This is a genomic window from Actinosynnema sp. NPDC050436, from assembly GCF_040655415.1.
GTDB lineage: Bacteria > Actinomycetota > Actinomycetes > Mycobacteriales > Pseudonocardiaceae > Actinosynnema.
The window spans coordinates 136,193-157,327 of the sequence record NZ_JBFAJV010000016.1; the positions used below are offsets into that span (position 1 = coordinate 136,193).

At 73.0% G+C, this 21,135-nt stretch carries 25 protein-coding genes; 11 read left to right on the forward strand and 14 right to left on the reverse strand.

The window, feature by feature from the left end; all coding sequences use genetic code 11:
* Nucleotides 1-665: 665 nt before the first annotated feature.
* Nucleotides 666-950, reverse strand: a complete 285-nt coding sequence (locus AB0I60_RS30940; protein ID WP_360735925.1) for a hypothetical protein — start codon at nt 948-950, stop codon at nt 666-668.
* A 100-nt stretch (nt 951-1,050) separates the two neighbouring features.
* The gene (locus AB0I60_RS30945; protein ID WP_360735927.1) at nt 1,051-3,294 is read right to left on the reverse strand and encodes a helicase-associated domain-containing protein; all 2,244 of its coding nucleotides are present in this window, start codon (nt 3,292-3,294) and stop codon (nt 1,051-1,053) included.
* Nucleotides 3,295-3,379: 85 nt separating this feature from the next.
* Here AB0I60_RS30945 and AB0I60_RS30950 point away from each other — a divergent pair, with 85 nt between their 5' ends.
* The 5 genes from AB0I60_RS30950 (at nt 3,380) to AB0I60_RS30970 (ending at nt 6,730) form a co-directional block, all read left to right on the forward strand.
* Nucleotides 3,380-3,565 carry a hypothetical protein gene (locus tag AB0I60_RS30950; RefSeq protein ID WP_360735929.1) on the forward strand — a complete coding sequence of 62 codons (186 nt, stop codon included), beginning with the start codon at nt 3,380-3,382 and terminating at the stop codon, nt 3,563-3,565.
* Between the two features lie 186 nt (nt 3,566-3,751).
* Nucleotides 3,752-5,137 carry an NAD-dependent malic enzyme gene (locus AB0I60_RS30955; protein WP_360735932.1) on the forward strand — a complete coding sequence of 462 codons (1,386 nt, stop codon included), beginning with the start codon at nt 3,752-3,754 and terminating at the stop codon, nt 5,135-5,137.
* Between the two features lie 158 nt (nt 5,138-5,295).
* On the forward strand, nt 5,296-5,769 hold the full coding sequence (gene moaC, locus AB0I60_RS30960; protein WP_360735935.1) for a cyclic pyranopterin monophosphate synthase MoaC: 474 nt from the start codon (nt 5,296-5,298) through the stop codon (nt 5,767-5,769).
* The gene (locus tag AB0I60_RS30965; RefSeq protein WP_360735937.1) at nt 5,766-6,296 is read left to right on the forward strand and encodes a MogA/MoaB family molybdenum cofactor biosynthesis protein; all 531 of its coding nucleotides are present in this window, start codon (nt 5,766-5,768) and stop codon (nt 6,294-6,296) included. The genes moaC and AB0I60_RS30965 overlap by 4 nt, the downstream gene beginning before the upstream one ends.
* Nucleotides 6,293-6,730, forward strand: a complete 438-nt coding sequence (locus AB0I60_RS30970; RefSeq protein WP_360735939.1) for a molybdenum cofactor biosynthesis protein MoaE — start codon at nt 6,293-6,295, stop codon at nt 6,728-6,730. Before AB0I60_RS30965 ends, AB0I60_RS30970 begins: the two co-directional genes overlap by 4 nt.
* A gap of 571 nt (nt 6,731-7,301) precedes the next feature.
* Here AB0I60_RS30970 and AB0I60_RS30975 read toward each other — a convergent pair.
* The 3 genes from AB0I60_RS30975 to moaA all read right to left on the reverse strand — a co-directional run bounded on the left by AB0I60_RS30975 (nt 7,302) and on the right by moaA (nt 9,847).
* Nucleotides 7,302-7,985 (reverse strand): transglycosylase family protein, encoded by a 684-nt coding sequence (locus tag AB0I60_RS30975; protein ID WP_360735942.1) that lies wholly within the window; start codon nt 7,983-7,985, stop codon nt 7,302-7,304.
* 376 nt (nt 7,986-8,361) lie between these two features.
* Complete coding sequence (locus AB0I60_RS30980) at nt 8,362-8,607, reverse strand: MoaD/ThiS family protein (protein ID WP_360736023.1); 246 nt, start codon at nt 8,605-8,607, stop codon at nt 8,362-8,364.
* A 181-nt stretch (nt 8,608-8,788) separates the two neighbouring features.
* The gene (gene moaA / locus AB0I60_RS30985; protein ID WP_360735944.1) at nt 8,789-9,847 is read right to left on the reverse strand and encodes a GTP 3',8-cyclase MoaA; all 1,059 of its coding nucleotides are present in this window, start codon (nt 9,845-9,847) and stop codon (nt 8,789-8,791) included.
* Nucleotides 9,848-9,960: 113 nt separating this feature from the next.
* On the opposite strand from moaA, the gene AB0I60_RS30990 reads away from it, so the two are divergent.
* Together AB0I60_RS30990 and AB0I60_RS30995 are read left to right on the forward strand one after the other, a co-directional pair.
* Nucleotides 9,961-10,422, forward strand: coding sequence for a MarR family transcriptional regulator (locus AB0I60_RS30990; RefSeq protein ID WP_360735947.1), 462 nt, complete (start codon nt 9,961-9,963; stop codon nt 10,420-10,422).
* A gap of 50 nt (nt 10,423-10,472) precedes the next feature.
* Entirely contained in the window at nt 10,473-11,273 is an 801-nt protein-coding gene (locus tag AB0I60_RS30995; RefSeq protein WP_360735949.1) for an HAD-IIA family hydrolase, read from the forward strand.
* Between the two features lie 73 nt (nt 11,274-11,346).
* On the opposite strand, the gene AB0I60_RS31000 is transcribed toward AB0I60_RS30995, so the two are convergent.
* Complete coding sequence (locus AB0I60_RS31000) at nt 11,347-11,712, reverse strand: hypothetical protein (RefSeq protein ID WP_360735952.1); 366 nt, start codon at nt 11,710-11,712, stop codon at nt 11,347-11,349.
* A 176-nt stretch (nt 11,713-11,888) separates the two neighbouring features.
* Here AB0I60_RS31000 and AB0I60_RS31005 point away from each other — a divergent pair, with 176 nt between their 5' ends.
* Complete coding sequence (locus AB0I60_RS31005) at nt 11,889-12,731, forward strand: metallophosphoesterase (RefSeq protein ID WP_360735954.1); 843 nt, start codon at nt 11,889-11,891, stop codon at nt 12,729-12,731.
* A gap of 35 nt (nt 12,732-12,766) precedes the next feature.
* On the opposite strand, the gene AB0I60_RS31010 is transcribed toward AB0I60_RS31005, so the two are convergent.
* The 3 genes from AB0I60_RS31010 to AB0I60_RS31020 form a co-directional block, all read right to left on the reverse strand.
* Nucleotides 12,767-13,138, reverse strand: coding sequence for a YccF domain-containing protein (locus AB0I60_RS31010; protein WP_360735956.1), 372 nt, complete (start codon nt 13,136-13,138; stop codon nt 12,767-12,769).
* A gap of 77 nt (nt 13,139-13,215) precedes the next feature.
* Nucleotides 13,216-14,409 carry an Nramp family divalent metal transporter gene (locus AB0I60_RS31015; RefSeq protein ID WP_360735959.1) on the reverse strand — a complete coding sequence of 398 codons (1,194 nt, stop codon included), beginning with the start codon at nt 14,407-14,409 and terminating at the stop codon, nt 13,216-13,218.
* Nucleotides 14,410-14,478: 69 nt separating this feature from the next.
* Nucleotides 14,479-15,024, reverse strand: coding sequence for a TetR family transcriptional regulator (locus tag AB0I60_RS31020; RefSeq protein WP_360735961.1), 546 nt, complete (start codon nt 15,022-15,024; stop codon nt 14,479-14,481).
* Nucleotides 15,025-15,083: 59 nt separating this feature from the next.
* Here AB0I60_RS31020 and AB0I60_RS31025 point away from each other — a divergent pair, with 59 nt between their 5' ends.
* Nucleotides 15,084-15,722 carry a haloacid dehalogenase-like hydrolase gene (locus AB0I60_RS31025; protein WP_360735963.1) on the forward strand — a complete coding sequence of 213 codons (639 nt, stop codon included), beginning with the start codon at nt 15,084-15,086 and terminating at the stop codon, nt 15,720-15,722.
* On the opposite strand, the gene AB0I60_RS31030 is transcribed toward AB0I60_RS31025, so the two are convergent.
* The gene (locus AB0I60_RS31030; RefSeq protein ID WP_360735965.1) at nt 15,688-15,879 is read right to left on the reverse strand and encodes a hypothetical protein; all 192 of its coding nucleotides are present in this window, start codon (nt 15,877-15,879) and stop codon (nt 15,688-15,690) included. The two genes, AB0I60_RS31025 and AB0I60_RS31030, sit on opposite strands and share 35 nt — an antisense overlap.
* Before the next feature lie 135 nt (nt 15,880-16,014).
* Between AB0I60_RS31030 and AB0I60_RS31035 the strand changes: the two genes are divergently transcribed.
* Nucleotides 16,015-16,401, forward strand: coding sequence for a cold-shock protein (locus AB0I60_RS31035; RefSeq protein WP_184691535.1), 387 nt, complete (start codon nt 16,015-16,017; stop codon nt 16,399-16,401).
* 415 nt (nt 16,402-16,816) lie between these two features.
* Here AB0I60_RS31035 and AB0I60_RS31040 read toward each other — a convergent pair whose 3' ends face one another.
* The 3 genes from AB0I60_RS31040 to AB0I60_RS31050 are packed head-to-tail and all read right to left on the reverse strand — an operon-like array spanning nt 16,817 to nt 19,792.
* Nucleotides 16,817-17,290, reverse strand: a complete 474-nt coding sequence (locus AB0I60_RS31040) for a DUF2771 family protein (protein WP_360735968.1) — start codon at nt 17,288-17,290, stop codon at nt 16,817-16,819.
* Nucleotides 17,291-17,301: 11 nt separating this feature from the next.
* The gene (locus AB0I60_RS31045; RefSeq protein ID WP_360735970.1) at nt 17,302-18,855 is read right to left on the reverse strand and encodes an MFS transporter; all 1,554 of its coding nucleotides are present in this window, start codon (nt 18,853-18,855) and stop codon (nt 17,302-17,304) included.
* 34 nt (nt 18,856-18,889) lie between these two features.
* Nucleotides 18,890-19,792, reverse strand: a complete 903-nt coding sequence (locus tag AB0I60_RS31050) for a pyridoxal-phosphate dependent enzyme (protein WP_360735973.1) — start codon at nt 19,790-19,792, stop codon at nt 18,890-18,892.
* A 69-nt stretch (nt 19,793-19,861) separates the two neighbouring features.
* On the opposite strand from AB0I60_RS31050, the gene AB0I60_RS31055 reads away from it, so the two are divergent.
* Nucleotides 19,862-20,314, forward strand: a complete 453-nt coding sequence (locus AB0I60_RS31055; protein ID WP_360735975.1) for an Lrp/AsnC family transcriptional regulator — start codon at nt 19,862-19,864, stop codon at nt 20,312-20,314.
* On the opposite strand, the gene AB0I60_RS31060 is transcribed toward AB0I60_RS31055, so the two are convergent.
* Nucleotides 20,301-21,080, reverse strand: a complete 780-nt coding sequence (locus AB0I60_RS31060) for a glutaminyl-peptide cyclotransferase (protein WP_360735977.1) — start codon at nt 21,078-21,080, stop codon at nt 20,301-20,303. The two genes, AB0I60_RS31055 and AB0I60_RS31060, sit on opposite strands and share 14 nt — an antisense overlap.
* Between the last annotated feature and the right edge of the window lie 55 nt (nt 21,081-21,135).

The following is a 21,135-nucleotide window of genomic DNA, read 5'->3' on the forward strand; positions in this document are numbered from 1 at the left end:
GGCCGCCCGCTGGGCACTCGGCGCGGAACGCGACCGCGTGGCACCTCGGCGCGGACCGTGCGGTGCCGGACCCGGGCACTGGGTCTTCGCGCCGGGACACCCGGCGCGGGAACTTCGGGGACGACTCGCCGCACCGGCGAGCCCGCCTCGCCGCCACCCGCCGACGGGCCCGCCCCGCCGGCGGATTGGTCGCCGACGAGCCCGTCTCGCCGACCGGTCCGCGCCGCCGTCGAAGGCTGCGCGGGGCGACCTCCTCGTGGGAGGCCGCCCCGACCGGGCCGCTCCGGCGGGCTGGGTGCCGCCCGTCGGCCGGCTGTCCGGGGGTGGACACTGCTCCGGGTGAACGGCGCACTGGCGGGGCCGGCGCACCTGCCCGGCGCATCCGACCTGGTGCCGTCGCTCGGCGCATCCGTCCTGTCGTCGTCGCCCGGTCGCGTCGCCCGTCGCATCGCCGCCCTCCACGTCCCACCTCGACGCTAAGTCGACGCGCGGGCACTGTGGGGTGATCGGCGGTCTCGATCGGGGGTCACCGTGCGTGGTGCCCGGCCGGGCCGGCGCGGACCGGTCGCCGGGTGAAATGAAGGGCGGCTCCCGGTCGGGAGCCGCCCCTCGGGCACTCGGTCGCGCGGCGTCACGCACTCCGCGCGGAGAGCCGGTCCAGTACGTCAGTCATCGAGCCCGAGACCGTCGTCCAGGTCGTGGCCGCCGCCACCGTGGGCGTGGTGGTGCCACCACTCGGGGCTGCCGTCGACGTCCACGTCGACGTCGACGGTGCTGATCTCGTTGAACGAGTCGTCGATCCAGGTGAGGTTGTTGGTCGTTTCGGTGCTCGTGACCGCGTTGTCATCCCCGAAGATGACGATGGTGTCGGCCTGCGCCGGCAAGCCGGACACTCCCAATGCCGCGACGGATGCCGTGACGATCAGCAGTGCTCGTCGGATGATCGACATGCTGTGCTCCTCGTAACGTCGGGGCGCCTTGTCAGCGCCTGCAATCGACGCTAGGCCGAGGATCGATCACTATCCGGTAATCAAAAACCACGGTCGGGGATCACAGGGAGTCGCCTTCGACGAGGGCCGCCGAGGTGATCCGGTGCAGCGGGAAGCGGCGGACCTCGCCGTAGCTGATGTCCACGCCTTCCAGCACTCCACCGCCCACGACCTGCGGTTTGATCACGCGGCGGGCTGCGGTGCCGTGGCCGTCCACGAAGTCGACCAGTACGCTGCGCCCCTCCCGCGCCGCTTGTTGCAGCAACGCGAGCGTCGCGCTGGGTCCCGCGCCCAGGTGACCGGGGACGGACACCCGTGCACCGCCCGTAGTCGTCGCCGCCTGGTCGCCGGCCCGGACCAGCCGAACCAGCTCGCCCAGCTGCTCGTCGGACGGCGGCGTCGGTGCCGGCGACCGCCGCCTGCCCCTGCCCGGGATGCGCCGGCCGCCCGCCCGCAGGTCCAGCACCCGCCCGTCCGGCCCCTCGGCGGCCGGCGCGAACCCGGCCGCGCGCAGCCCGTCGAGCACCTCGGCCAGCGGGTAGGGGCTGACCAGCACGGTCGGCGCGATCTTGCGCAGCTCCAGGCGCTCCGCCGCCGGGTGCGCGGCCACCTCGGTGACCAGCACCGGGTCGTCGCAGCGCAGGAACGACCCCGCCGCGCCGCCGCGCAGCCGGCCGTGCTTGCGGGCCGCGTCGTCGATCAGGTAGGTCAGCGACTGCGGCACCGGGGTGCGCGACCGGCTCCGGAACAGCTCGTGCAGGTCGGACGCGGTGCGCCCGGCGTCGAACGCGCGCCGCACGGACTCCTCGCGCACCCGGTAGACGGTCGCGCCGCCGGCCGACTCGACGTCGGCGACCAGCGCGATCTCCTCCGCCAGCTCGGGTTCCAGCCGGCCGGGCGCGACCACCGTCAGGTCCGCCTGCACCAGCACGTGGTCCACGGGCGCGGGCAGCGCGTCGCCGAGCCTCTTCGCGGCCGGGCCGGGGCCCTCGGTGAGCAGGGTCCGGCCCTGCGAGGTCAGCGCGTCGAGCGCCAGCACGCCCACCGCCGTGCCCTCCTCGACCGTCCACCGCACCAGCTCGTCGCGCAGCCGGCCACCCCGGCGCGGGGCCCGCCAGGCCAGCACGGCGGCCAGCTCGTCGGCGTCCGGCGCGGCGGTGCCGGGCGGCAGCGCGGCCAGCGCCTCCAGCACCCGCCTGCGGTCGCGCGGCGCGGCCGGCCGGTTCAGCTCGGGGGCCAGCGGGTTGAGCAGGCGGTCGCGGTCGTCGCGGCGGCCGATCAGCCCCGGCAGCCGGGGCAGGTCCAGCCACGCCTGCGCGAGCGTCGCCCAGCGGTGCTCCGGCGGCGCGGCCAGCCACGTGTCGGCCTGCGCGGTCGGCACCCACTCCGGCTCCGCGCCCTCGCTGTCGGCGACCAGGTTCGCGTTCACCACCAGTTCCACCAGCAGTCCCGCGCGGCGCTCGTCCACGTCCAGGTCCTTGACCAGCTTGCGCAGCTCGCGCACGCCGACCCCGCCCGACCGCAGCACCGCAGGCGGCTCCTCCGACCACGCGGTGAGCAGCGCCTCCACGTGCCGGGACAGCTCCAGCGCCTCGCCGCCGCCCGTGCTGTCCACGGTCGTCGTCGAGCGGTCCACCGTGGTCAGGGGAGGTTCGGCGGTCGTCACCGCGCCCAGCGGCCGGTCGCCGCGCACCAGCAGGCCGATCTCGCGCGGCAGCTCCACGGTCAGCGCGTCGCGGCGCACCAGCAGGCCCCTGGCCAGCAGCTTCTGGATCGGCGTGCGGGCGTTGGCCAGGGAGACCACGTGCGCGGCCTCCTTGGTCTGGCCGACCGGCGGGCCGGCGGCCAGCGCGCCCAGCACCCGGTGCTCGTCCTCGCCCAGCTCGGACAGGTCCGCCCCGGCCAGCGCCGGCACCGAGCGGCCCAGGCCGCACGGGAACGGGTTGACCGCGTCCCGGGTCGACGGGGGCGTGCGCAGCGCGTCGTCGTCACCCCACACCAGGACGCGGGCCCGCAGCAGGTCCGTCGCCGCGCGCACGTCCACGTCGAACAGGGCGTCCAGGTCGGCCAGGCGCACCGGGCGCTGGTCGGCGTCGAGCACGAGCAGCGCTTCCAGCGCGGTGAGGGTCAGCGTGTCCAGGTCCTCGCACGCCCGCGCCACCGACGCCCGCGACCCGACCCGGGCGGCGAGCACCGCGGTGTCGGCCGGTGGCGGCGTGGCCAGGTCGGGGCGCGCGCGCAACAGCGCCACGAGCGCGGTGTCGTCCTGCGCGCGCAGCCACTCGGCGAGTGTGGTGCCGGACATCCCCACCACGGTATAGGGCCGCGCGCGATGCCGAGCCGGTGAGGCACACTTGACCACGACGTGCAGCACCACCGAGGAGGTACCCGTGGCCAAGGCCCGCCCCGAGCGCATCGACCCGCACTGGCCGGAGCCGCCCGCGGACGGCAAGTACGCGGTCAGCGAACTCGCCAGTGACGTGCAGGGCGCGCTGTCCCCGTTCGGGAAGCTCACCTTCCCGCTGCCGGCGGAGGAGCTCGGCTACCACCACCCGGTGACCGAGATCAACCGCTGATCCCGGCCCTCCCGCCGCCCCGTGACCGCCCGCCGGTCGCGGGGCGGCGCGCGTGACCGGCGACCCCTGAGGCCGGGTGGTCGCGGCCGGGGGGATCACGGTCCGGGTCGAGCCGCTCGCGTTCCGCTGATCCGAGCGGACTAGGCTCTGCTCCCGCTTCAGCAGTGCTGTTCTGGGAGGATTTCGATGCCGGTCCCCGGCCCTGGGTATTCGATCACCGTCCGTCTGGAGGCTCCGCCGTCGGCGAGCGCGGCGGGCGACCTGACCTCGGCGGTCGGTCGCGCGGGCGGCGTGATCACGGCGTTCGACGTCGTCGAGTCGCACAACGACCGGGTGGTCATCGACCTCACCTGCAACGCGCTGTCGGCCAACCACGCCAAGGACATCACCGAGACCCTGGGCCAGCTGCCCGGGATCGTCGTCCGCAAGGTGTCCGACCGGACGTTCCTGGTCCACCTCGGCGGCAAGATCGAGATCTCCTCCAAGGTCCCGCTGCGCAACCGCGACGACCTGTCCCGCGCGTACACGCCCGGCGTGGCGCGGGTCTGCCAGGCGATCGCCGAGAACCCCGACGACGCCCGCCGGCTCACCATCAAGCGCAACACGGTCGCCGTCGTCACGGACGGCTCCGCCGTGCTCGGCCTGGGCAACCTCGGCCCGGCCGCCGCGCTGCCCGTCATGGAGGGCAAGGCGGCGCTGTTCAAGAAGTTCGCGGGCGTCGACGCGTGGCCGGTGTGCCTGGACACCCAGGACACCGAGGAGATCATCCGCGCGGTCGAGCTGATCGCGCCGGTCTACGGCGGCATCAACCTGGAGGACATCGCCGCACCGCGCTGCTTCGAGATCGAGGCCCGGCTGCGCGAGAAGCTCGACATCCCGGTCTTCCACGACGACCAGCACGGCACCGCGATCGTCGTGGTCGGCGCCCTGCGCAACGCGCTGCGGGTGGTCGGCAAGAAGATCTCCGACTGCAAGATCGTGGTCTGCGGCGTCGGCGCGGCGGGCTCGGCGATCATCCGGCTGCTGCTCAAGCAGGAGCCCGGCGACGTGGTCGCGGTCGACGTGGACGGCATCGTGCACCGCGACCGGCCGGGCCTGGACGAGAACCTGAAGTCCATCGCGGCCGTGACGAACAAGGACGACGTGACCGGCCGGCTGCACGACGCGCTGGTCGGCGCGGACGTGTTCATCGGCGTGTCCGCGCCCAACCTGTTCGGGGCGGAGCAGGTCGCCACCATGAACCACGACGCGATCGTGTTCGCGCTGGCCAACCCCGACCCGGAGATCGACCCGATGGAGGCGCAGAAGCACGCCGCCGTCGTCGCCACCGGCCGCTCGGACTTCCCGAACCAGATCAACAACGTGCTGGCGTTCCCCGGCGTGTTCCGGGGCCTGCTCGACGCGCACGCCCGCACCATCACCGACGCGATGCTGCTGGCCGCCGCCACCGCGATCGCGGACGTGGTGGACGGGGAGAAGCTGAACGCCTCGTTCATCGTGCCGAGCGTGTTCGACACCACCGTCGCCCCCGCCGTGGCCGAAGCCGTCCGCAAGGCCGCCGCCGCGCAGTAGTCGCGCGCTTCGGCACCCGCCGCTGCTCCTCGCCGGTCCGGTCGGTCCCGTCCGGCCGGTCCCGGGTGGGGTGGTCGGGTCGGTCCCGGGTGGGGTGGTCGGGTCGGGGTGGCTGCGGGGCGTCGTGCGGGGTGGCCGTGGGGCATAACATCGTTCGCATGAGCAAGCAGTTCACCCACCTCGACGGGAGCGGCGCGGCCCGCATGGTCGACGTGTCCGCGAAGGAGCAGACGACCCGCACGGCGGTCGCGTCCGGCGTGCTGCGGACGACCGCCGAGGTGGTGGCGCTGCTGGGCACCGACGGCCTGCCCAAGGGCGACGCGCTGGCCGCCGCGCGGATCGCCGGGATCATGGCCGCGAAGCGGACCTGGGAACTCGTGCCGCTGTGCCACCCGATCGCGCTGTCGGGCGTCACCGTGGACCTGGCGCTGGAGGGCGCGGACGTCCGGATCACCGCGACCGTGCGCACCACCGACCGGACCGGCGTGGAGATGGAGGCGCTGACCGCCGTCTCGGTGGCCGGGCTCACGCTGCACGACATGGTGAAGTCCGTCGACCCGGCCGCGACGCTCGACGCGGTGCGGGTGGAGCGGAAAGAAGGCGGCAAGACCGGCCTGTGGGAGCGCCCGTGACGACCGACGGCCCCGCACCGACGAGTTCTGCACCTACCGGGGCCGGTGCGGTCGGGCGGGCGGCCCGGGTCGTCACGGCGTCCAACCGGGCCTCGGCCGGCGTGTACGAGGACCGAAGCGGGCCGATCATCGTCGCGTGGCTGCGGGAGCGCGGGTACGAGGTGCCCGACGCCGAGGTCGTGCCGGACGGCGACCCGGTCGCGCAGGCGCTGCGGTCGGCCGTGGCGGACGGGGTCGCGGTCGTGATCACCACCGGCGGGACCGGGATCAGCCCGACCGACCGGACGCCCGAGGCCACCCGCGAGGTGCTGGAGTACGAGGTGCCGGGCGTGGCGGACGTGATCCGCGCGTCCGGCTGGCCGCGCGTGCCCACCGCCGTGCTCTCGCGCGGGGTGGCCGGGGTGGCGGGGCGGACGTTCGTGGTGAACCTCCCGGGCTCGACGGGCGGGGTGCGGGACGGTCTGGAGGTGCTCGGCACCGTGCTGGAGCACGCGGTGGACCAGGTGGCCGGAGGTGACCACGGATGACCCCACGGATGACCGAGGTGCTGCGCGCGACCGTCAGCGACCGGCCGCTGTCGGTGGACGAGCACGCGAACCTGGTGGCGAACGCGGCGGCCGGCGCGGTGGTGACCTTCTCCGGCGTCGTGCGCGACCACGACCACGGGCGGGCCGTGCGGGAGCTGGAGTACGTGGGGCACCCGTCGGCGGCGGACGTGGTGGCCGAGGTGGTGGCGGACGTTGCGGCGAAGTTCACCGGGGTGCGGGCGGTCGCGGTGACGCACCGGGTCGGGGAGCTGGCGATCGGGGACGTGGCCCTGGTGTGCGCGGTCTCGGCCGATCACCGGGCCGAGGCGTTCGGGCTGTGCTCGGAGCTGGTGGACGAGGTGAAGCGCCGGCTGCCGGTCTGGAAGCGCCAGGTCTTCGCCGACGGGACCGACGAGTGGGTCAACTGCCCCTGAGCGGCGCTGTTCGACTGGGCGGGGCGCGGGTGCGGGGCGGGCCGGCGTGCGGGTGCGGGCGGGCGGGAGCGGGCTGGAGCGAGGGTGCCGGCGCTGGTGCGTGGCGCGATGCGGCTCCGAGCGGAACGGCGGGTGTGGGCTGCGGGTGTGGGCTGCGCTGGGCGTCGCCTTGGTGTGGGCGTGGCCGCCGGCCCCCGATCTCATTCTCTCATGGACCACCGACAGTACCCGTGCGCGAGCGGTGCTGCACGAGGCGAGTGAGCGGGTGCGGTGCGCGGCGCTGATGGGCCGGCCGGTGGGTGCGTCGGCGGCGCGGTGCTGATGGGCGGCAGGCAAGTGCGGTCGGCGCGGCGTTGGAGGCGGGCGCAGGCGGGTGTGGGGTGGCGGCGCGGCGCTGGTGGCCGGCGGGCGGGTGTGGCGGCACGGCGGTGGGGGCGGGCCGGGGGTGGTGGCGGCGCGGCTGCCGGTGGGGCCGGTCGGCGGCTGGAGCGGGCTGGGAGCAAGCAGAGACCCTGCCGTCGGGGGGAACGGCAGGGTCTCTGGTCTGGAGCCGGCAGTCGCCGGCGCCGGGTCACTTCGTGGCGATCTTGTGACCCACCATGATCAGGTCGGCGTTCGGGATGAACTCCTTGTTGAGCTCGTGCAGCTTCGTCCAGCCGCCCTCGACCTTGAGCTCCGACGCGATCTTGGACAGCGTGTCGCCGTCCTTGATCTCGTAGTCGCCGGCCGGGTTGGAGCTCGGCAGCGCGACGGTCACCGGCGCGGGAGCTTCCTCCTGCACCTGCACGGGCGCTTCGTACTGCTGCTGCTGCTGCTGGGGCTGCGGGGTGGCCTGGCGCTGCTGCGCCGGAGCCGGCGCGGTGCGCTGCGGAGCCGGGGCGGCACCGCCGCCGAGGCCCTTCGGGCCGCACACCGGCCACGCGCCGATGCCCTGGGTCTGGAGCACGTTCTCGGCCACGCGGATCTGTTCCTCGCGGGAAGCCTGGTGGGGCATACCGGAGCCACCGTTGGCGGTCCACGTGCTGGGCACGAACTGCAGCCCGCCGTAGTAGCCGTTGCCGGTGTTGATGCTCCAGTCACCGCCGCTCTCGCACGCCGCGACCGTGTCCCAGTTGACGCCGGAGCCCTGCGCGTTCGCGGTGCCGGCGGCCAGGCCCAGGGGGGCACCCACGATGACGCCGGCGACGGCGACCTTCGCAACGGTGCGGGCGGTGGCACTGATGGTCGGGCGGTGCTTGCCTCGGTAAGAAGCCATTTCCCTCTCGGCCCACCACACCTGCACGACCGACGCGGGTTCGGGGCCCGGGATGTCGATCAGTCCCTGTCCGGCGGTTTTCCTCGCTCGGGGTTCGGTTCCGGGGCCACTGGACAGGGTTCGGCGTGTGGCGTCCCGGTGGTGCTCGTGGTTGGTCGGGGCCAACCGAAGAGCGACCGTACGTAACCGGAGGGCCGAGGGCCAAACGTTCTGGGGTGTGTGCCGTGTCACTGTAACGTTTGGGGGTGATCTGTCGAGATGGGTATCCGCACTGGTCAGACGGCCGTTATCTTCTCGTTTCCATTCCGAGATCTGTCGAGATGGATCACGTTGAGTGAGGTCTGGCTCACGCCGTTCCACCCGCCGTGGAACGCCCTCAGCCGCCGGCGAAGGGCGGCAGCACGTCCAGTTCCGCCCCGGCCGCCACGGCCGTGTCGCGGTCCCGCACGGCCACGCCGTCCAACAGGAAGCTGCACGCCGCCAGCACGCGCCCCAGGGCCTCACCGTGCCGCGCGCGGACCGCGTCGAGCACCTGCGCCACCGTGGGCGTGCCGGGCAGCTCGACGCTCTCGTCCGGCACCCCGGCCGCCGCCCGCGCTCCGGCGAAGTACCGCACCGTCATCCGCACCGGGTCACCCTCCGCTCCACGTCGACCTCCAAGCTCCTCTGATCCCACGCCGCTGGGACCCCCGCACCGCTGCGCCTCGACACCGCTGCGCCTCCACGCCACTGCGACTCCCGCACGGCCTGACCTCCGCAGCCGTCATCTCCGGTGGACGCGGGTTGAGCCGGCAGGCGCGCGGTCAGCCGCCGATCGCGCTCATCGGGCGGTCGGGCTGGTGGAAGTCGTCGTCGTTGATGCCGTGGCCCGCCGCCTTCGCCCAGGAGTTCCCGCGCCACCGCTGCGCGATCTCCTCGTCGGACGCGCCGTCGCGCAGCAGCGCCCGCAGGTCGGTTTCGGTCCGGGCGAACAGGCAGTTGCGCACCTGGCCGTCGGCGGTCAGCCGGGTCCGGTCGCACGCCGCGCAGAACGGCCTGGTCACGGACGCGATGACGCCCACCACCGCCGGCCCGCCGTCGACCAGCCACCGCTCCGCAGGGGCCCCGCCGCGCACGCCGGGCTCGGGCGTCAGCTCGAACGCGCCGCGCAGCGCGGCCAGGATCTCCTCGGCGGTGACCATGTCGTCCCGGTCCCAGCCGTGCTGGGGGTCCAGCGGCATCTGCTCGATGAACCGGAGCTGGTAGCCGTGCTCCAGGCAGAACCGCAGCAGCGGCACCGCCTCGTCCTCGTTGACGCCGCGCATGAGCACGGTGTTGACCTTCACCGGGGTGAGCCCCGCCGCCCGTGCGGCAGCCATCCCCTCGAAGACGTCGGACAGGCGGTCGCGCCTGGTCAGCTCGTGGAAGCGGGACGGGACGAGGGTGTCCAGCGAGATGTTGACCCGGTCCAGCCCGGCGTCGACCAGGGCCCCGGCGCGCTTGGCCAGGCTCAGGCCGTTGGTGGTCATCGAGATCCGGGGACGGGGGTCCAGGGCCGCCGTCGTGGCGACCACGCGCTCCAGCCCCGGCCGCAGCAGCGGTTCGCCGCCGGTGAACCGGACGTCCGTCACACCCAGCCGGGTCACCGCCACGCCGATCAGTCGCGCCAGCTCGTCGTCGGTCAGCAGGTCCGGCTTCGGCAGCCAGTCCAGGCCCTCGGCGGGCATGCAGTAGGTGCACCGGAGGTTGCAGCGATCGGTCAGCGACACCCGCAGGTCGGTGGCCACCCGACCGAACCGGTCGACCAGCAGCGGGGAGTCCGGTCGCGCGGACGTGCTGGGTTCGGTGCGCACGCCGGGTAGGCCCAACTCGACTGCCGTCACCCGAGTCAGGGTACTGCGCCGACCCCTCCGGGTACCGGTGTGATCGGGCGGTGCCGTGGGGCGGTGCGGAGGACCGTGCCGGCGCGGGTGTCTCGGCGGCTAAATTATTTGACATGACCAGTGAGCGCGAGGTCCCCGCCGACGTGCTGGAGCGGTTCGGCTTCTACGCCCGCGAGACGAGCACGCTCACCATCCTGTTCCACAGCCGCGTGGCCGAGCAGATGGGCCTCTCGCCCACCGACGAGAAGTGCCTCGACCTCGCCCTGCGCGCGGACGAGCCGATCACGGCGGGCCGGATCGCCGAGCTGTCGGGCCTGTCGACCGGCGCGGTGACCGGCGTGATCGACCGGCTGGAGAAGGCCGGGTACGTGCGCCGGGTGCGCGACCCGCACGACCGGCGCAAGGTGCTGGTCGAGGTGACGGTGGCGGAGGACCGGTTCAGTCACCTGTTCGTGGGAGCGCAGGAGACGCTGCGGGACGTGCTGTCCCGGTTCACGCCCGAGGAGTGGGCGGTGCTGGAGCGCTACAACAAGACGGTGATCGACGTCTTCCGCGAGCGCGTGATCGACCGCTGAGCCGGTCCGGCCGGGGGCGGGACGGCGGTCGCGCCGGCAGCATGGCGGCCATGGGTGAGCAGTGGAACTACCTGATGGACATGGACGGCGTGCTCGTGCACGAGGAGCACCCGATCCCCGGCTCGGGCGAGTTCGTGGCGGAGCTCACCGCGAACGGCACCCCGTTCCTCGTGCTCACCAACAACTCGATCTACACGCCCCGCGACCTGCGCGCCCGGCTGTCGCGCACCGGGCTGGAGGTGCCGGAGTCGGCGATCTGGACGTCGGCGCTGGCCACCGCCCGGTTCCTGGACTCGCAGCGGCCGGGCGGGTCGGCGTTCGTGATCGGCGAGGCGGGCCTGACCACGGCGCTGCACGAGATCGGGTACGTGCTCACCGACCGCGACCCGGACTACGTCGTGCTGGGTGAGACCCGCACCTACAGCTTCACCGCGATCACCAAGGCCATCCGGCTGGTCGAGGAGGGCGCGAAGTTCATCGCCACCAACCCCGACGCGACCGGGCCGTCGCGGGAGGGCTCGCTGCCGGCCACGGGCTCGATCGCGGCGCTGATCGAGCGGGCGACCGGGCGCGAGCCGTACTACGTGGGCAAGCCGAACCCGCTGATGATGAGGTCGGCGCTGCGGGCGCTGGGCGCGCACTCGGAGAACACGCTGATGATCGGCGACCGGATGGACACCGACGTGCGGGCCGGGCTGGAGGCCGGGCTGCGCACGATCCTGGTGCTGACCGGCATCTCGGCGGAGTCGACGGCGGAGCTGTACCCGTACCGGCCGACCCGCGTGCTCAAGTCCATCGCGGACCTGGTCGGCAACTCGGCCGACCCCTTCCCGGCGCAGCCGGCCGGGTAGTGGCCGGCGGTGAGGGGTTCGGTCGGTGCTGGGGGTGTCCCGGCGGTCGGGTGTTTTTGATGGTCGGGTGTTCCTAGTGGTCGGCGGCGGGTTCGGCGCGGAAGGCGCCCAGGTCGCCGGAGACGGCGAGGTGGTCGGGCGGGAGCCTGCCGGGATCGGTCGACGGGTACTGGCCGGGGTCGGTTGCCGGACGCCGGTCGTGGTCGGTCGACGGGAGCCGGTTGAGGCGGTCCGCCAACCTCTCGGCGCGGTCGCGGACCAGTTCGCCGCGCCCGGACACGCCGCTGCCGTCGCCGGCCGCCGCGCCCAGGCGGTCGAGCAGGTCGGCGTGCAGCCGCAGCCAGTCGACGTGCTCCCACGGCGTCAGCACACCCGTCGCCGCCGTCTCCGCCATCACCTCGTCCAACACCACCGCGACCCGTTCCAGGTGCTCCCTCATGGACGTGATGATGGGCGTACCGCCCGTGACGTCACGGCCACGGCGCGGAGTTCACCCCGCCGGGGGAGGCCGGTCGGTCCCGTGGGGGTCGGGTCGGGGGTGGCCATCCGGCCCAACCGGGTCGCCGGTTGATCCACTCCCGCGCACCGCACAGCCACGTCGCTTATGGTCGCGGTGTGGACCGACCGCTCTTCGTGGTAGGCGACGTGCACGGGCACCTCGCCGAGCTCATTCGCGCCCTGCACGCCCAGGACCTCGTGGACGAGGCGGGCGACTGGGCGGGCGGTGACGCCGAGCTGTGGTTCCTCGGCGACTTCGTCGACCGGGGACCGGACGGCATCGGCGTCATCGAGTTCGTGATGAAGCTGTCCGAGCAGAGCGGGGGCCAGGTGGACGCCCTCGTCGGCAACCACGAGGTCCTGCTGCTGGGGATGCACCGGTTCGGCGACGAGAACGTGCCGAACGCGCCGACGCCGCGCAGCTTCGCCCGGAGCTGGCTGCTCAACGGCGGCCTGCGCAGCGACCAGGACCGGCTGACCGACCGGCACATCGGCTGGCTGACCTCGCGGCCGGTGCTGCACCTGGTCGAGGACCACCTGCTCATGCACTCCGACACCCTCGCCTACCTGGAGTGGGGCGACTCGATCGACGAGGTCAACGCGGCCGTGCACGAGGTGCTCGACGGCCACGACCTCGACGCCTGGTGGGAGTGCTGGCGCAAGATGACCACCCGGTACGCGTTCCGGGGGCCGGACGGCGGCACGGTCGCCGCCGACCTGCTGGAGGTGCTCGGCGGGACCGAGGTCGTGCACGGGCACAGCGTCATCGCCGACCAACTGGGCGTGCCGCCGCAGGAGATCGACGGGCCGCTGAGGTACGCGGACGACCGCGTGCTGGCCGTCGACGCCGGGCTGTACAGCGGCGGGCCGTGCCTGGTCGTCCAGCTCGAAGACCAGGCCGACCGGGAAGCCGGTGCCGACCGGGAGGACCAGGAGGGCCAGGTCGACCGGGAGGGCTAGGTCGACCGGGAGGACGCGGGCGGGCTGTCGGAGGGTCAGGCCGGGACGATCTCCTTGCCCAGCGGCATGAGCGACACCGGCACCATCTTGAAGTTGGCGACGCCCAGCGGGATGCCGATGATCGTCACGCACAGCAGCACGCCGGTGACCAGGTGCCCGATCGCCAGCCAGATCCCGGCCACGACGATCCAGATGACGTTGCCGAGCAGCGACGGCGCACCCGCGCCCGGCCGGTCCACCACGGTCCGGCCGAACGGCCACAGCGCGTAGTTGGCGATCCGGAACGCCGCCAGGCCCCAGGGGATGGTGATGATCAGGACGCAGCAGATGATCCCGGTCACCACGTACCCGATCGCCAGCCAGAAGCCGCTCAGCACCAGCCAGATGACGTTCAAGATGATCCGCACCCCACCATCTTGCCGGACGTCGGGCCGTGCGGTGCCGAAGTCACGGGCGCGGAGGCCGAGTCCGGTGCGGAGGCGGGTCAGGTGCTGAGGTGGATGAGGACGCCGTTCAGCGCGATCACGGCGACGGCGACGGCGGTGGCGGCCCAGGTGACGGCGGGGCGGTTCGCGTGCTCGCCCATGACGGCGCGGCGCGAGGTCAGCCACACGAGCGGGACCAGCGCGAACGGGATGCCGAACGACAGGACCACCTGGGAGAGCACCAGCGCCCACGTCGGGTCGACGTCCAGGGCCAGCACCACCAGCGCCGGGACGAGCGTGACCAGTCGGCGGGCCAGGATCGGGACGCGGACCCGGAGCAGGCCGTCCAGGACGACCGCGCCCGAGTAGCAGCCCACGGCGGTCGAGGCGAAGCCCGAGGCGAGCAGGCCCACGGCGAACAGCAGCGCCACGCCCCCGCCCAGTTCGGCGCCGATGGCGCGGTGGACGCCCTCCAGGCTGTCCACGCCGTCGGACCCGCGCAGCGCGGACGCGGCGAGCAGCAGCATGGCGAGGTTGACCGCACCCGCCAGGACCATCGCGGCCACCACGTCGACCTTGGTGGCGCGCAGCAGGTGGGGTGCCCTGCCGTGCCGGTCGCGGGCGAGGGCGGAGTGCAGGTAGACGGCGTGCGGCATGACCGTCGCGCCGAGCATCCCGGCGGCGAGCAGGACGCTGTCCGGCCCGTCGAACCTCGGGACGAGCCCGGTGACGACGTCGGTCGAGGGCGGTGACACGAGCAGGCCGGCCGCGAAGCCGACCGCGACCACGGCCAGCAGCGTGGTGACCACCCGCTCGAACGGCCGCTGACCGCGCCGGTCCTGGACGAGCAGCAGCGCGGTGGAGACCACGCCGGTGACCAGGCCGCCGAGCAGCAGGGGCAGGTCGAACAGCAGGTTCAGCGCGATCGCGCCGCCGAGCACCTCGGCCAGGTCGGTCGCCATGGCGACCACCTCGGCCTGCCCCCAGTAGGCGAGGCGGACCGGCTTGGGCATCCGGTCGCGGACCGCCTCGGGCAGCGACTGGCCGGTGACCAGGCCGAGCTTCGCGGACAGGTACTGGACGAGCCCGGCCATCACGTTGGCGACGACCAGCACCCAGACGAGCAGGTAGCCGTAGCGCGCGCCGGCGGCGGTGTTGGTGGCCACGTTGCCGGGGTCGACGTAGGCGATGGCGGCGACGAAGGCCGGGCCCAGCAGGGCGGCACCCGTCCGGACGCGCTCCAGAACGGTCACAGCCGGCCATGGTGCCAGAGGGTGGCGATAAGCCGGGTGGGGTGGTGGGGCAGTTCTCGGGGGGCGGGGTCAGGCGGTGTGGAGCAGGGCGGAGGTGACGGCGACCACGGCGTGGACCGGGTCCCGGCTGGGGGTCAGCAGGTGGCTGATCACCAGGCGCACCACGTGCTCGGAGATCAGTTCCACGCGTGTCCGGGCGAGCCACGGGTAGTGCAGGTGGAAGTGCTCCACGTAGACGTCGGTCGCGGCGGCCATGATCGGGTGGCCCCGGGTGGTGACCAGCGGGAGCATGTCCTCCGCGTTCGCGCCGCTGAACACGGACCTGGTCAGCGGGTCGCGCGCGGCGCAGTCGAACACGAAGGCGACCGAGTCGCGGACGCCGCCCACGGGGTCGGGGCACGCGCGCAACCGGGAGCGGACGCCGTCGAGGTATTCCTCCGTCTTGTAGAGGGCGACGGCGTGCACGATCCGTTCCTTGTTGCCGAACTCGTTGTAGACGGACTGCCGGCTGACGCCTGCCCTGGTGGCGACGTCCGCCATTCGGAGGCCCTGGACGCCGCGAGCCGCCAGCAGTTCTGCGGCGGCGTGGAGCAACGTGCGGGTGAGTTCCGTCACGCGTCCAGCTTTACACAGCGCCGCTTTTTGTAAAGCCCTCCGGCCCGTACAGTGCGAATGTGCCGTTGACCGTGGGATTCGACTTGGACATGACGCTCATCGACCCCCGGCCCGGTATGGCCACGGTGATGGACGCCGTGGCCGCCGAATGCGGCCACCCCTTGGACGGGGCGCACTTCGCGGCCAACCTCGGCCCGCCGCTGGACATGGTCTACCGCGACCGGGGCGTGCCGGAGGAGGAGATCCCGGACCTGGTCGCGCGCTTCCGGGCGCTGTACCCGGAGATCGTCATCCCGGCCACGGTCGCCCTGCCCGGAGCGGCGCAATCGCTTGCGGCGGTGCGCGAGCTGGGTGGCCGGACGCTGGTGGTGACCGGGAAGTACCGGGCCAACGCGGCGCTGCACCTGGCCGCGTTCGGCTGGGAGGTCGACGAGCTGTTCGGCGAGCTGTGGTCCACCGGGAAGGGCGAGGCCCTGCGGTCGGCCGGCGCGTCGGTCTACGTCGGCGACCACGTGGGCGACGTGCGGGGCGCGCGGGCGGCGGGCGCGGTGGCGGTCGGCGTGGTGAGCGGACCGTGCTCGCGGGAGGAGCTGGTGGACGAGGGCGCGGACGTGGTCCTGCCGTCGCTGGACCTGTTCCCGGACTGGCTGCGGGAGAACGCCGCTACGCTCGCCGGCGGGAGCTGCGCACGGCGCTGAACACGCCCAGCGCCAGCCCGGCCGGCGCGAGCAGCCAGCCGGCGGCGAACACCCAGGCGGGCAGGCCGGCCCGGCCGGCGACGAACATGGCGATGATCGCCGCGACGCCCAGGGCGAACAGGGCCACTGCCACCGGCATGAGCTTCGGAGACGTCATGCGTCGAGCGTAGTCCGCGCTTGTCCCGCAATCGGAGGTGCCCTCGCACCTCGGTTCTGGATAGTCTGGTGGGACGCGCCCTGGGCACGCCCGGGGCGCGTTCGTCGTGTAGTTGGCAAAGGATTGGTGAGCGCGGTGCCGACCGGCAAGGTCAAGTGGTACGACTCGGAAAAGGGCTTCGGCTTCGTCACCCAGGACGGTGGCGAGGACGTGTATGTGCGGAAATCCGCGCTGCCTCCGGGCGTCGAGGGCCTGAAGGCCGGGCAGCGCATCGAGTTCGGCATGGCGGAGGGCCGGCGCGGCCCGCAGGCCCTGTCCGTCCGGCTGATCGACCCGGCCCCCTCGGTCGCCGAGGCCCGCCGCCGGCCGGCCGAGGAGCTGCACGGGCTGATCGAGGACATGATCAAGCTGCTGGAGGTCAAGGTCCAGCCGGAACTGCGCCGGGGGCGGTACCCGGAGCGCAAGAACACGAAGCTGATCGCCGACGTGGTGCGCGCGGTGGCTCGGGAACTCGACCCGTAAAACCCGGGAGTGATGAGTCGGCGTCGGCGTTGTGGTCGACGTCGACTTCTGCGGGGCGGGGTCGCTGAGACTCCTGTGCGGGAGCGGGAGCGGTCGCCGAGCTGTTTGTCATCAGCGATGTCGGTGGTGCGTGGGATAATGGTGTTGGGGGCCGGAGGCCGCGCCTTGGCGCGGGCCGGGCTTTCCTGCATGAAGAGTCCTCGCCGGACGGGCGAGCCGCCAAGGATGACGGGTAGTGCGGTGGGCGTCGTGTCATCCCCGTGTGGCCCGGTCGGGAGACAACCACCCTTGGCCAGGTCGTGCAAGCGAAGGTCGTGCTTGCATGACCTGGCCAAGCGCGGTTCGCCGGCGCGCGGGCCACACGGGGACGACACGACTCTTCGGGCCGTGTTGTGCGTGGCGGTGCCGGGGTTGGTTACTTTCGGTCGTCCACCGAGAGGATCCAGGTTCCCCTTGCCACGAAGTCGTAGGCTCCTGTTCGGCTTGCTTCGATTCGTGAGCCGTACTGCTGGACCTCCACGCTTTCCAACTGGTCGTCCTTCTCCGGCAGGACCAGGGAGTATGCGTATTTCGGGTCGTTCTTCGTGAACAGCTTGCTGCGCAGCGGTTCCTGTTGTTCGCCTTGGGCGTTGCGGTAGGTGAACTTCACCGACCACGCCGTCGTCGCCAGGTCGCCCGGCACCGAGATCTGGACCGGCTTGCCCGGCCGGACCTTCAGGACGCCGGTCGCATTCGGGTCCACGTCGCAGTTCTCCGACTTCAAATCGCAGTACTGGGTCGGCTGGACGGTCACAGTCTTGCCGTCGGCGTAGAACGTCACGTCCGGGTTCTGCGGCGTGGCGCAGCCCGCGACGACCAGGATCGGCAGGATCGGCAGTACTCGGCGCACGGGCCAGGAGCCTACGGTGTCACGGCGGTCGGGCGGATGGGGCGGTCGCCGCCCAGGCCCGGGATCAGGGAGCTGCCCCGCCTGGTCAGGACGGTCTGGGCCAGGCCGCACGCCAGCAGGCCGGACAGGACGGTGAAGCCCACCCAGTACTCGGTGGGCAGCAGGACGCCGAGCGCGCCGCCGAACACCCAGCCCAGTTGCAGGATGGTCTCGGAGCGGCCGAACGCGGACGCCCGGGACTGCTCGGGCAGGTCGTCCTGGATCACGGCGTCGAGGCTCACCTTGGCCAGGGAGCTGGCGGTCGCGCCGACCAGGCCCACGGCGGCGGCGGTGACCAGGCCGGGGAGGATCGCGGCGACGACCGTGGCGACCAGGGCCGCGCTCAGGCAGCCGATGACCACGTGGTCGGGTTGGCCGAAGTGGAGCCGCGCACCCACCGCGTTGCCCAGGAAGCTGCCCACGCCCGCCGCGCCGGCGATCGCGCCGAGCAGGAGCAGTTGCAGGAAGGCGTCGCCCTCGGTCTGCGCGCGGACGACGAACGCCGAGAACAGCATGAGGAAACCGGTCAGCATCCGGATCGCCCCGTTGCCCCACAGGCTGACCACGACGGTGCGGCCCAGGGTCTGGCGTTCGGTCCTGCGGGGTCGGGCGCGCAGCGACGTGGGGACCTCGCCCTCGGTCACCTCGACCCACGACGGGATGCGCAGGCACAGCCACGCGTTGCCCAGGCAGAGCACGGCGGTGAACCAGAGCGCGCCGGGCGAGCCGAAGATGTTGGCGAAACCGGCCGCGACCACGCCGAACACGCCGCCGGCGGCCAGCCCGAAGACGGTCATCCTGGCGTTGGTCTTGGACAGGGTGATCTCGTCGGGCAGCACGCGCGGGGTGATGGCCGCCTTGAGCACGGTGAACGACTTCGACAGGACCATGCTGCCCAGCGCGGCGGGGTAGAGGCCCCAGTTGTCGAAGTTCACCGCCATGACGACCGACAGCACCACCCGCAGCACGCAGGAGGCCGCCAGGGCGAACCGCCTGCCGTGCTGGATCCGGTCCAGGGCCGGGCCGATCACCGGGGCGACCAGCGCGAACGGGGCGACGGTGATGAGCAGGTAGAGGGCGACCTTGCCCTTGCTCTCGCCGGTGGCCGCCGAGAAGAACAGGGTGTTGGCGAGGGCGACGGCCATCGCGGCGTCGGCGGCGTAGTTCATCATCACCGCGTAGGTGAGCGACGACAGGCCGGACTGCTTGGCGCCGTCGGCGTGCGCGGCCTTGCGGAACGCGGCCACCGCCTGGCCGCTGAGCTGCCGGGTCCGCCACAGCGCCACGCGGGTGACGGTGAGCTTCTTCGGGGTGCGCGGCGGCTCCGGGTGCCCTTCGGGAGGGCCGCCGCCGGGCGGGCGTCCGCCCGGCGGGTGGCCGTGGGGCGGCGCGGGCTGCTGGTGGGTGTGGTGGTCCCGGGTGCGTCCGGTGTTGTCGGGGTGGGGGTACGGCCGGGTGCGCGGCTTGTACTCGTCGTCTTCCCACGGGTACCGCCGCGACTCGTCCTCCGGCCGTCGACGCGTCACGTGGTCAATCCTGCCTCACGCGCACCGCCCTGTCTCAGACATTGCTCCCGGTGAGCACGGTGGTGATGGTCTCGCCGGGGATGTCGTGGGCTGCGATCGCGGCCAAGCCCGCCGCGCCCGCCGGTTCCAGGACCAGGCCGAGGGTGCGGTGGGCGGTCGCCATCGCGCGGCGGATGGCGTCGTCGTCCACCAGCACGATGTCGTCCACCAGGGCGCGGAGGCGGGGGACGGCTTCGGGCACCGGGGTGCGGACGGCGATGCCGTCGGCGATGGTGTCGACCGGGCCGGTGCGGGTCCTGCCCGCCCACGCCAGCGCCAGGGCCGGTGCGCCCTCGGCGCAGACGCCGACGATCCGGGTGGCGGGGGAGTGCTCCTTCAGCCACCGGGCCATCCCGGTGATCAGCGCGCCGTCGCCCACCGGGACGACCGCCGCGTCGATGGTCAGGCCGGCGGTGAGCAGCTCCACGGCGATGCTGCCGGCCCCCTCGGTGACGGCGGGGTCCCGGCCGTCCTCGACGAAGGTCGCACCGGTCCGCTCGGCGTGCCGGCGGGCGGCTTCCTTGGCCCGGGTGAAGTCGCCGTCCTCCTCGTGGACGGTGGCGCCCAGCGCGCGCATCCGGGTGATCTTGCTCGGTACGGCCCCGCTGGAGGCGAACACCTCGACCGGGAAGCCGTGGCTGCGGCCGGCGTGGGCGAGGGCCTGGCCGAAGTTGCCGGCCGACGCGCAGACGACCCGCTGCCCGGCGGGCAGGGTGGTGGCCAGGAAGTCCGCCCCCCGGCCCTTGAAGCTGCGCAGGGGGTTGGCCGTCTCGACCTTGACCAGGACGCGGCGGCCCAGTTCGGCGCAGAGCTGCTCGTCCACGTACTGCGGGCTGTCCCGGAACACCGGGTCGATGGTCTTCGCCGCTCTGGCGATGTTCTCCAGGTCGATGTCCACGCCTGAACCGTATTGCGGGGCGCGGTGGACGCGATTGAAATTTTTCCCGCCATGGCGCAAGATTTTTGCGTGGACGACGTGGACCGCAGGCTGCTCGACCAGCTCCAGCGCGACGCCGGGCTGACCCTGCACGAGCTGGGCGAGCTGGTCGGGCTCTCGCCCAGCGCCGTTCAACGGCGGATCAACCGGCACCGGGCCAGCGGGCTGCTGACCCGGCAGGTCGCCGTGCTGGACGGGGCCCGGCTGGGCGGGATGCTGGCGGTCGTGCTGGTCGCCCTGGAACGGGAGTCCAACGCCCACCACCGGCGGTTCGCCGAGCGGATGCGGGCCACGCCCGAGGTGCAGCAGTGCTACGAGCTCGCCGGGCGCTGGGACTACCTGGTGGTGCTGTCCACCGCCGACATGGGGCGCTGCCGCGAACTCGGGGACCTGCTGTTCCAGCGCGACGAGAACGTGAAGCGGTACGAGACGATGCCCGTGTTCGACGCGGTGAAGACCGGGCTCGCCATCACCCTGTCGTGATCTTGACGCGGAACATCGTGGGCCAGTTCTTGCCGGTCACCAGGAACTCGTCGGTGCCGGGCACCTTGGCGATGCCGTTGAGCACGTCGGTCTCCGGCACGCCCTCCGGGCGGATGCCCGCCAGGTCGACGGTCGCCCGCACGTCCCCGCTCGCCGGGTCGATCCGCACGACCTGGTCCTGCTGCCAGAGGTTGGCCCACACCTGGCCGTCGACGCACTCCAGCTCGTTGATCCGCACCAGCGGGATGCCGTTGCGCCGCACGGTCACCCGACCGGTCTCGGCGAACGTCACGGGGTCGCGGAAGCGCAGCTCCTCGGTGCCGTCGCTCATCACCAGGCGGTCGCCGTCGCGGCACAGGCCCCAGCCCTCGCCCTCGTACGTGACGCGCTTCACCTCCTCCAGCGTCTCCCGGTCGCGCTGGATGGCCACGCCGTTCTGCCAGGTGAGCTGCCAGAGCTTGTCACCCACCACGGTGACGCCCTCGCCGAACAGCTCGGGGGCGAGGTCGACCTGCCGGGTGACCCGGCCGGTGGCCGGGTCGACGCGGCGGACGGTGGACCGGCCGGCCAGGCCCGTGCCCTCGTAGAGCACCCCGTCGACCAGTTCCAGGCCCTGGGTGAACGCCTCCGGGTCGTGCGGCACCGTGCCCACGACCTCGACCCGCGTCTCCGGTTTCTCGGTTTTCTCCGGCTGCTCCGGCCCGCTCGGCGCACCCGTGCACGCCGCCGAGAGGACGAGGACCACGACCGTCGGGAGCCATCGCACGTCCGAAAGGGTGGCACGTGTGCACAAGGCCGTGCAGACGTGCGGCACAATCCAC

Bases quoted from the DNA above. Each gene is read 5' to 3' on its own strand.
- AB0I60_RS30975 (WP_360735942.1), bottom strand. From the start codon at position 7,985: ATGGCTTCTTACCGAGGCAAGCACCGCCCGACCATCAGTGCCACCGCC.
- AB0I60_RS30955 (WP_360735932.1), top strand. From the start codon at position 3,752: ATGCCGGTCCCCGGCCCTGGGTATTCGATCACCGTCCGTCTGGAGGCT.
- AB0I60_RS31030 (WP_360735965.1), bottom strand. From the start codon at position 15,879: ATGACGTCTCCGAAGCTCATGCCGGTGGCAGTGGCCCTGTTCGCCCTG.
- AB0I60_RS30970 (WP_360735939.1), top strand. From the start codon at position 6,293: ATGACCCCACGGATGACCGAGGTGCTGCGCGCGACCGTCAGCGACCGG.
- AB0I60_RS30940 (WP_360735925.1), bottom strand. From the start codon at position 950: ATGTCGATCATCCGACGAGCACTGCTGATCGTCACGGCATCCGTCGCG.
- AB0I60_RS31000 (WP_360735952.1), bottom strand. From the start codon at position 11,712: ATGAGGGAGCACCTGGAACGGGTCGCGGTGGTGTTGGACGAGGTGATG.
- AB0I60_RS30945 (WP_360735927.1), bottom strand. From the start codon at position 3,294: ATGTCCGGCACCACACTCGCCGAGTGGCTGCGCGCGCAGGACGACACC.
- AB0I60_RS30995 (WP_360735949.1), top strand. From the start codon at position 10,473: ATGGGTGAGCAGTGGAACTACCTGATGGACATGGACGGCGTGCTCGTG.
- AB0I60_RS30990 (WP_360735947.1), top strand. From the start codon at position 9,961: ATGACCAGTGAGCGCGAGGTCCCCGCCGACGTGCTGGAGCGGTTCGGC.
- AB0I60_RS30980 (WP_360736023.1), bottom strand. From the start codon at position 8,607: ATGACGGTGCGGTACTTCGCCGGAGCGCGGGCGGCGGCCGGGGTGCCG.
- moaC (WP_360735935.1), top strand. From the start codon at position 5,296: ATGAGCAAGCAGTTCACCCACCTCGACGGGAGCGGCGCGGCCCGCATG.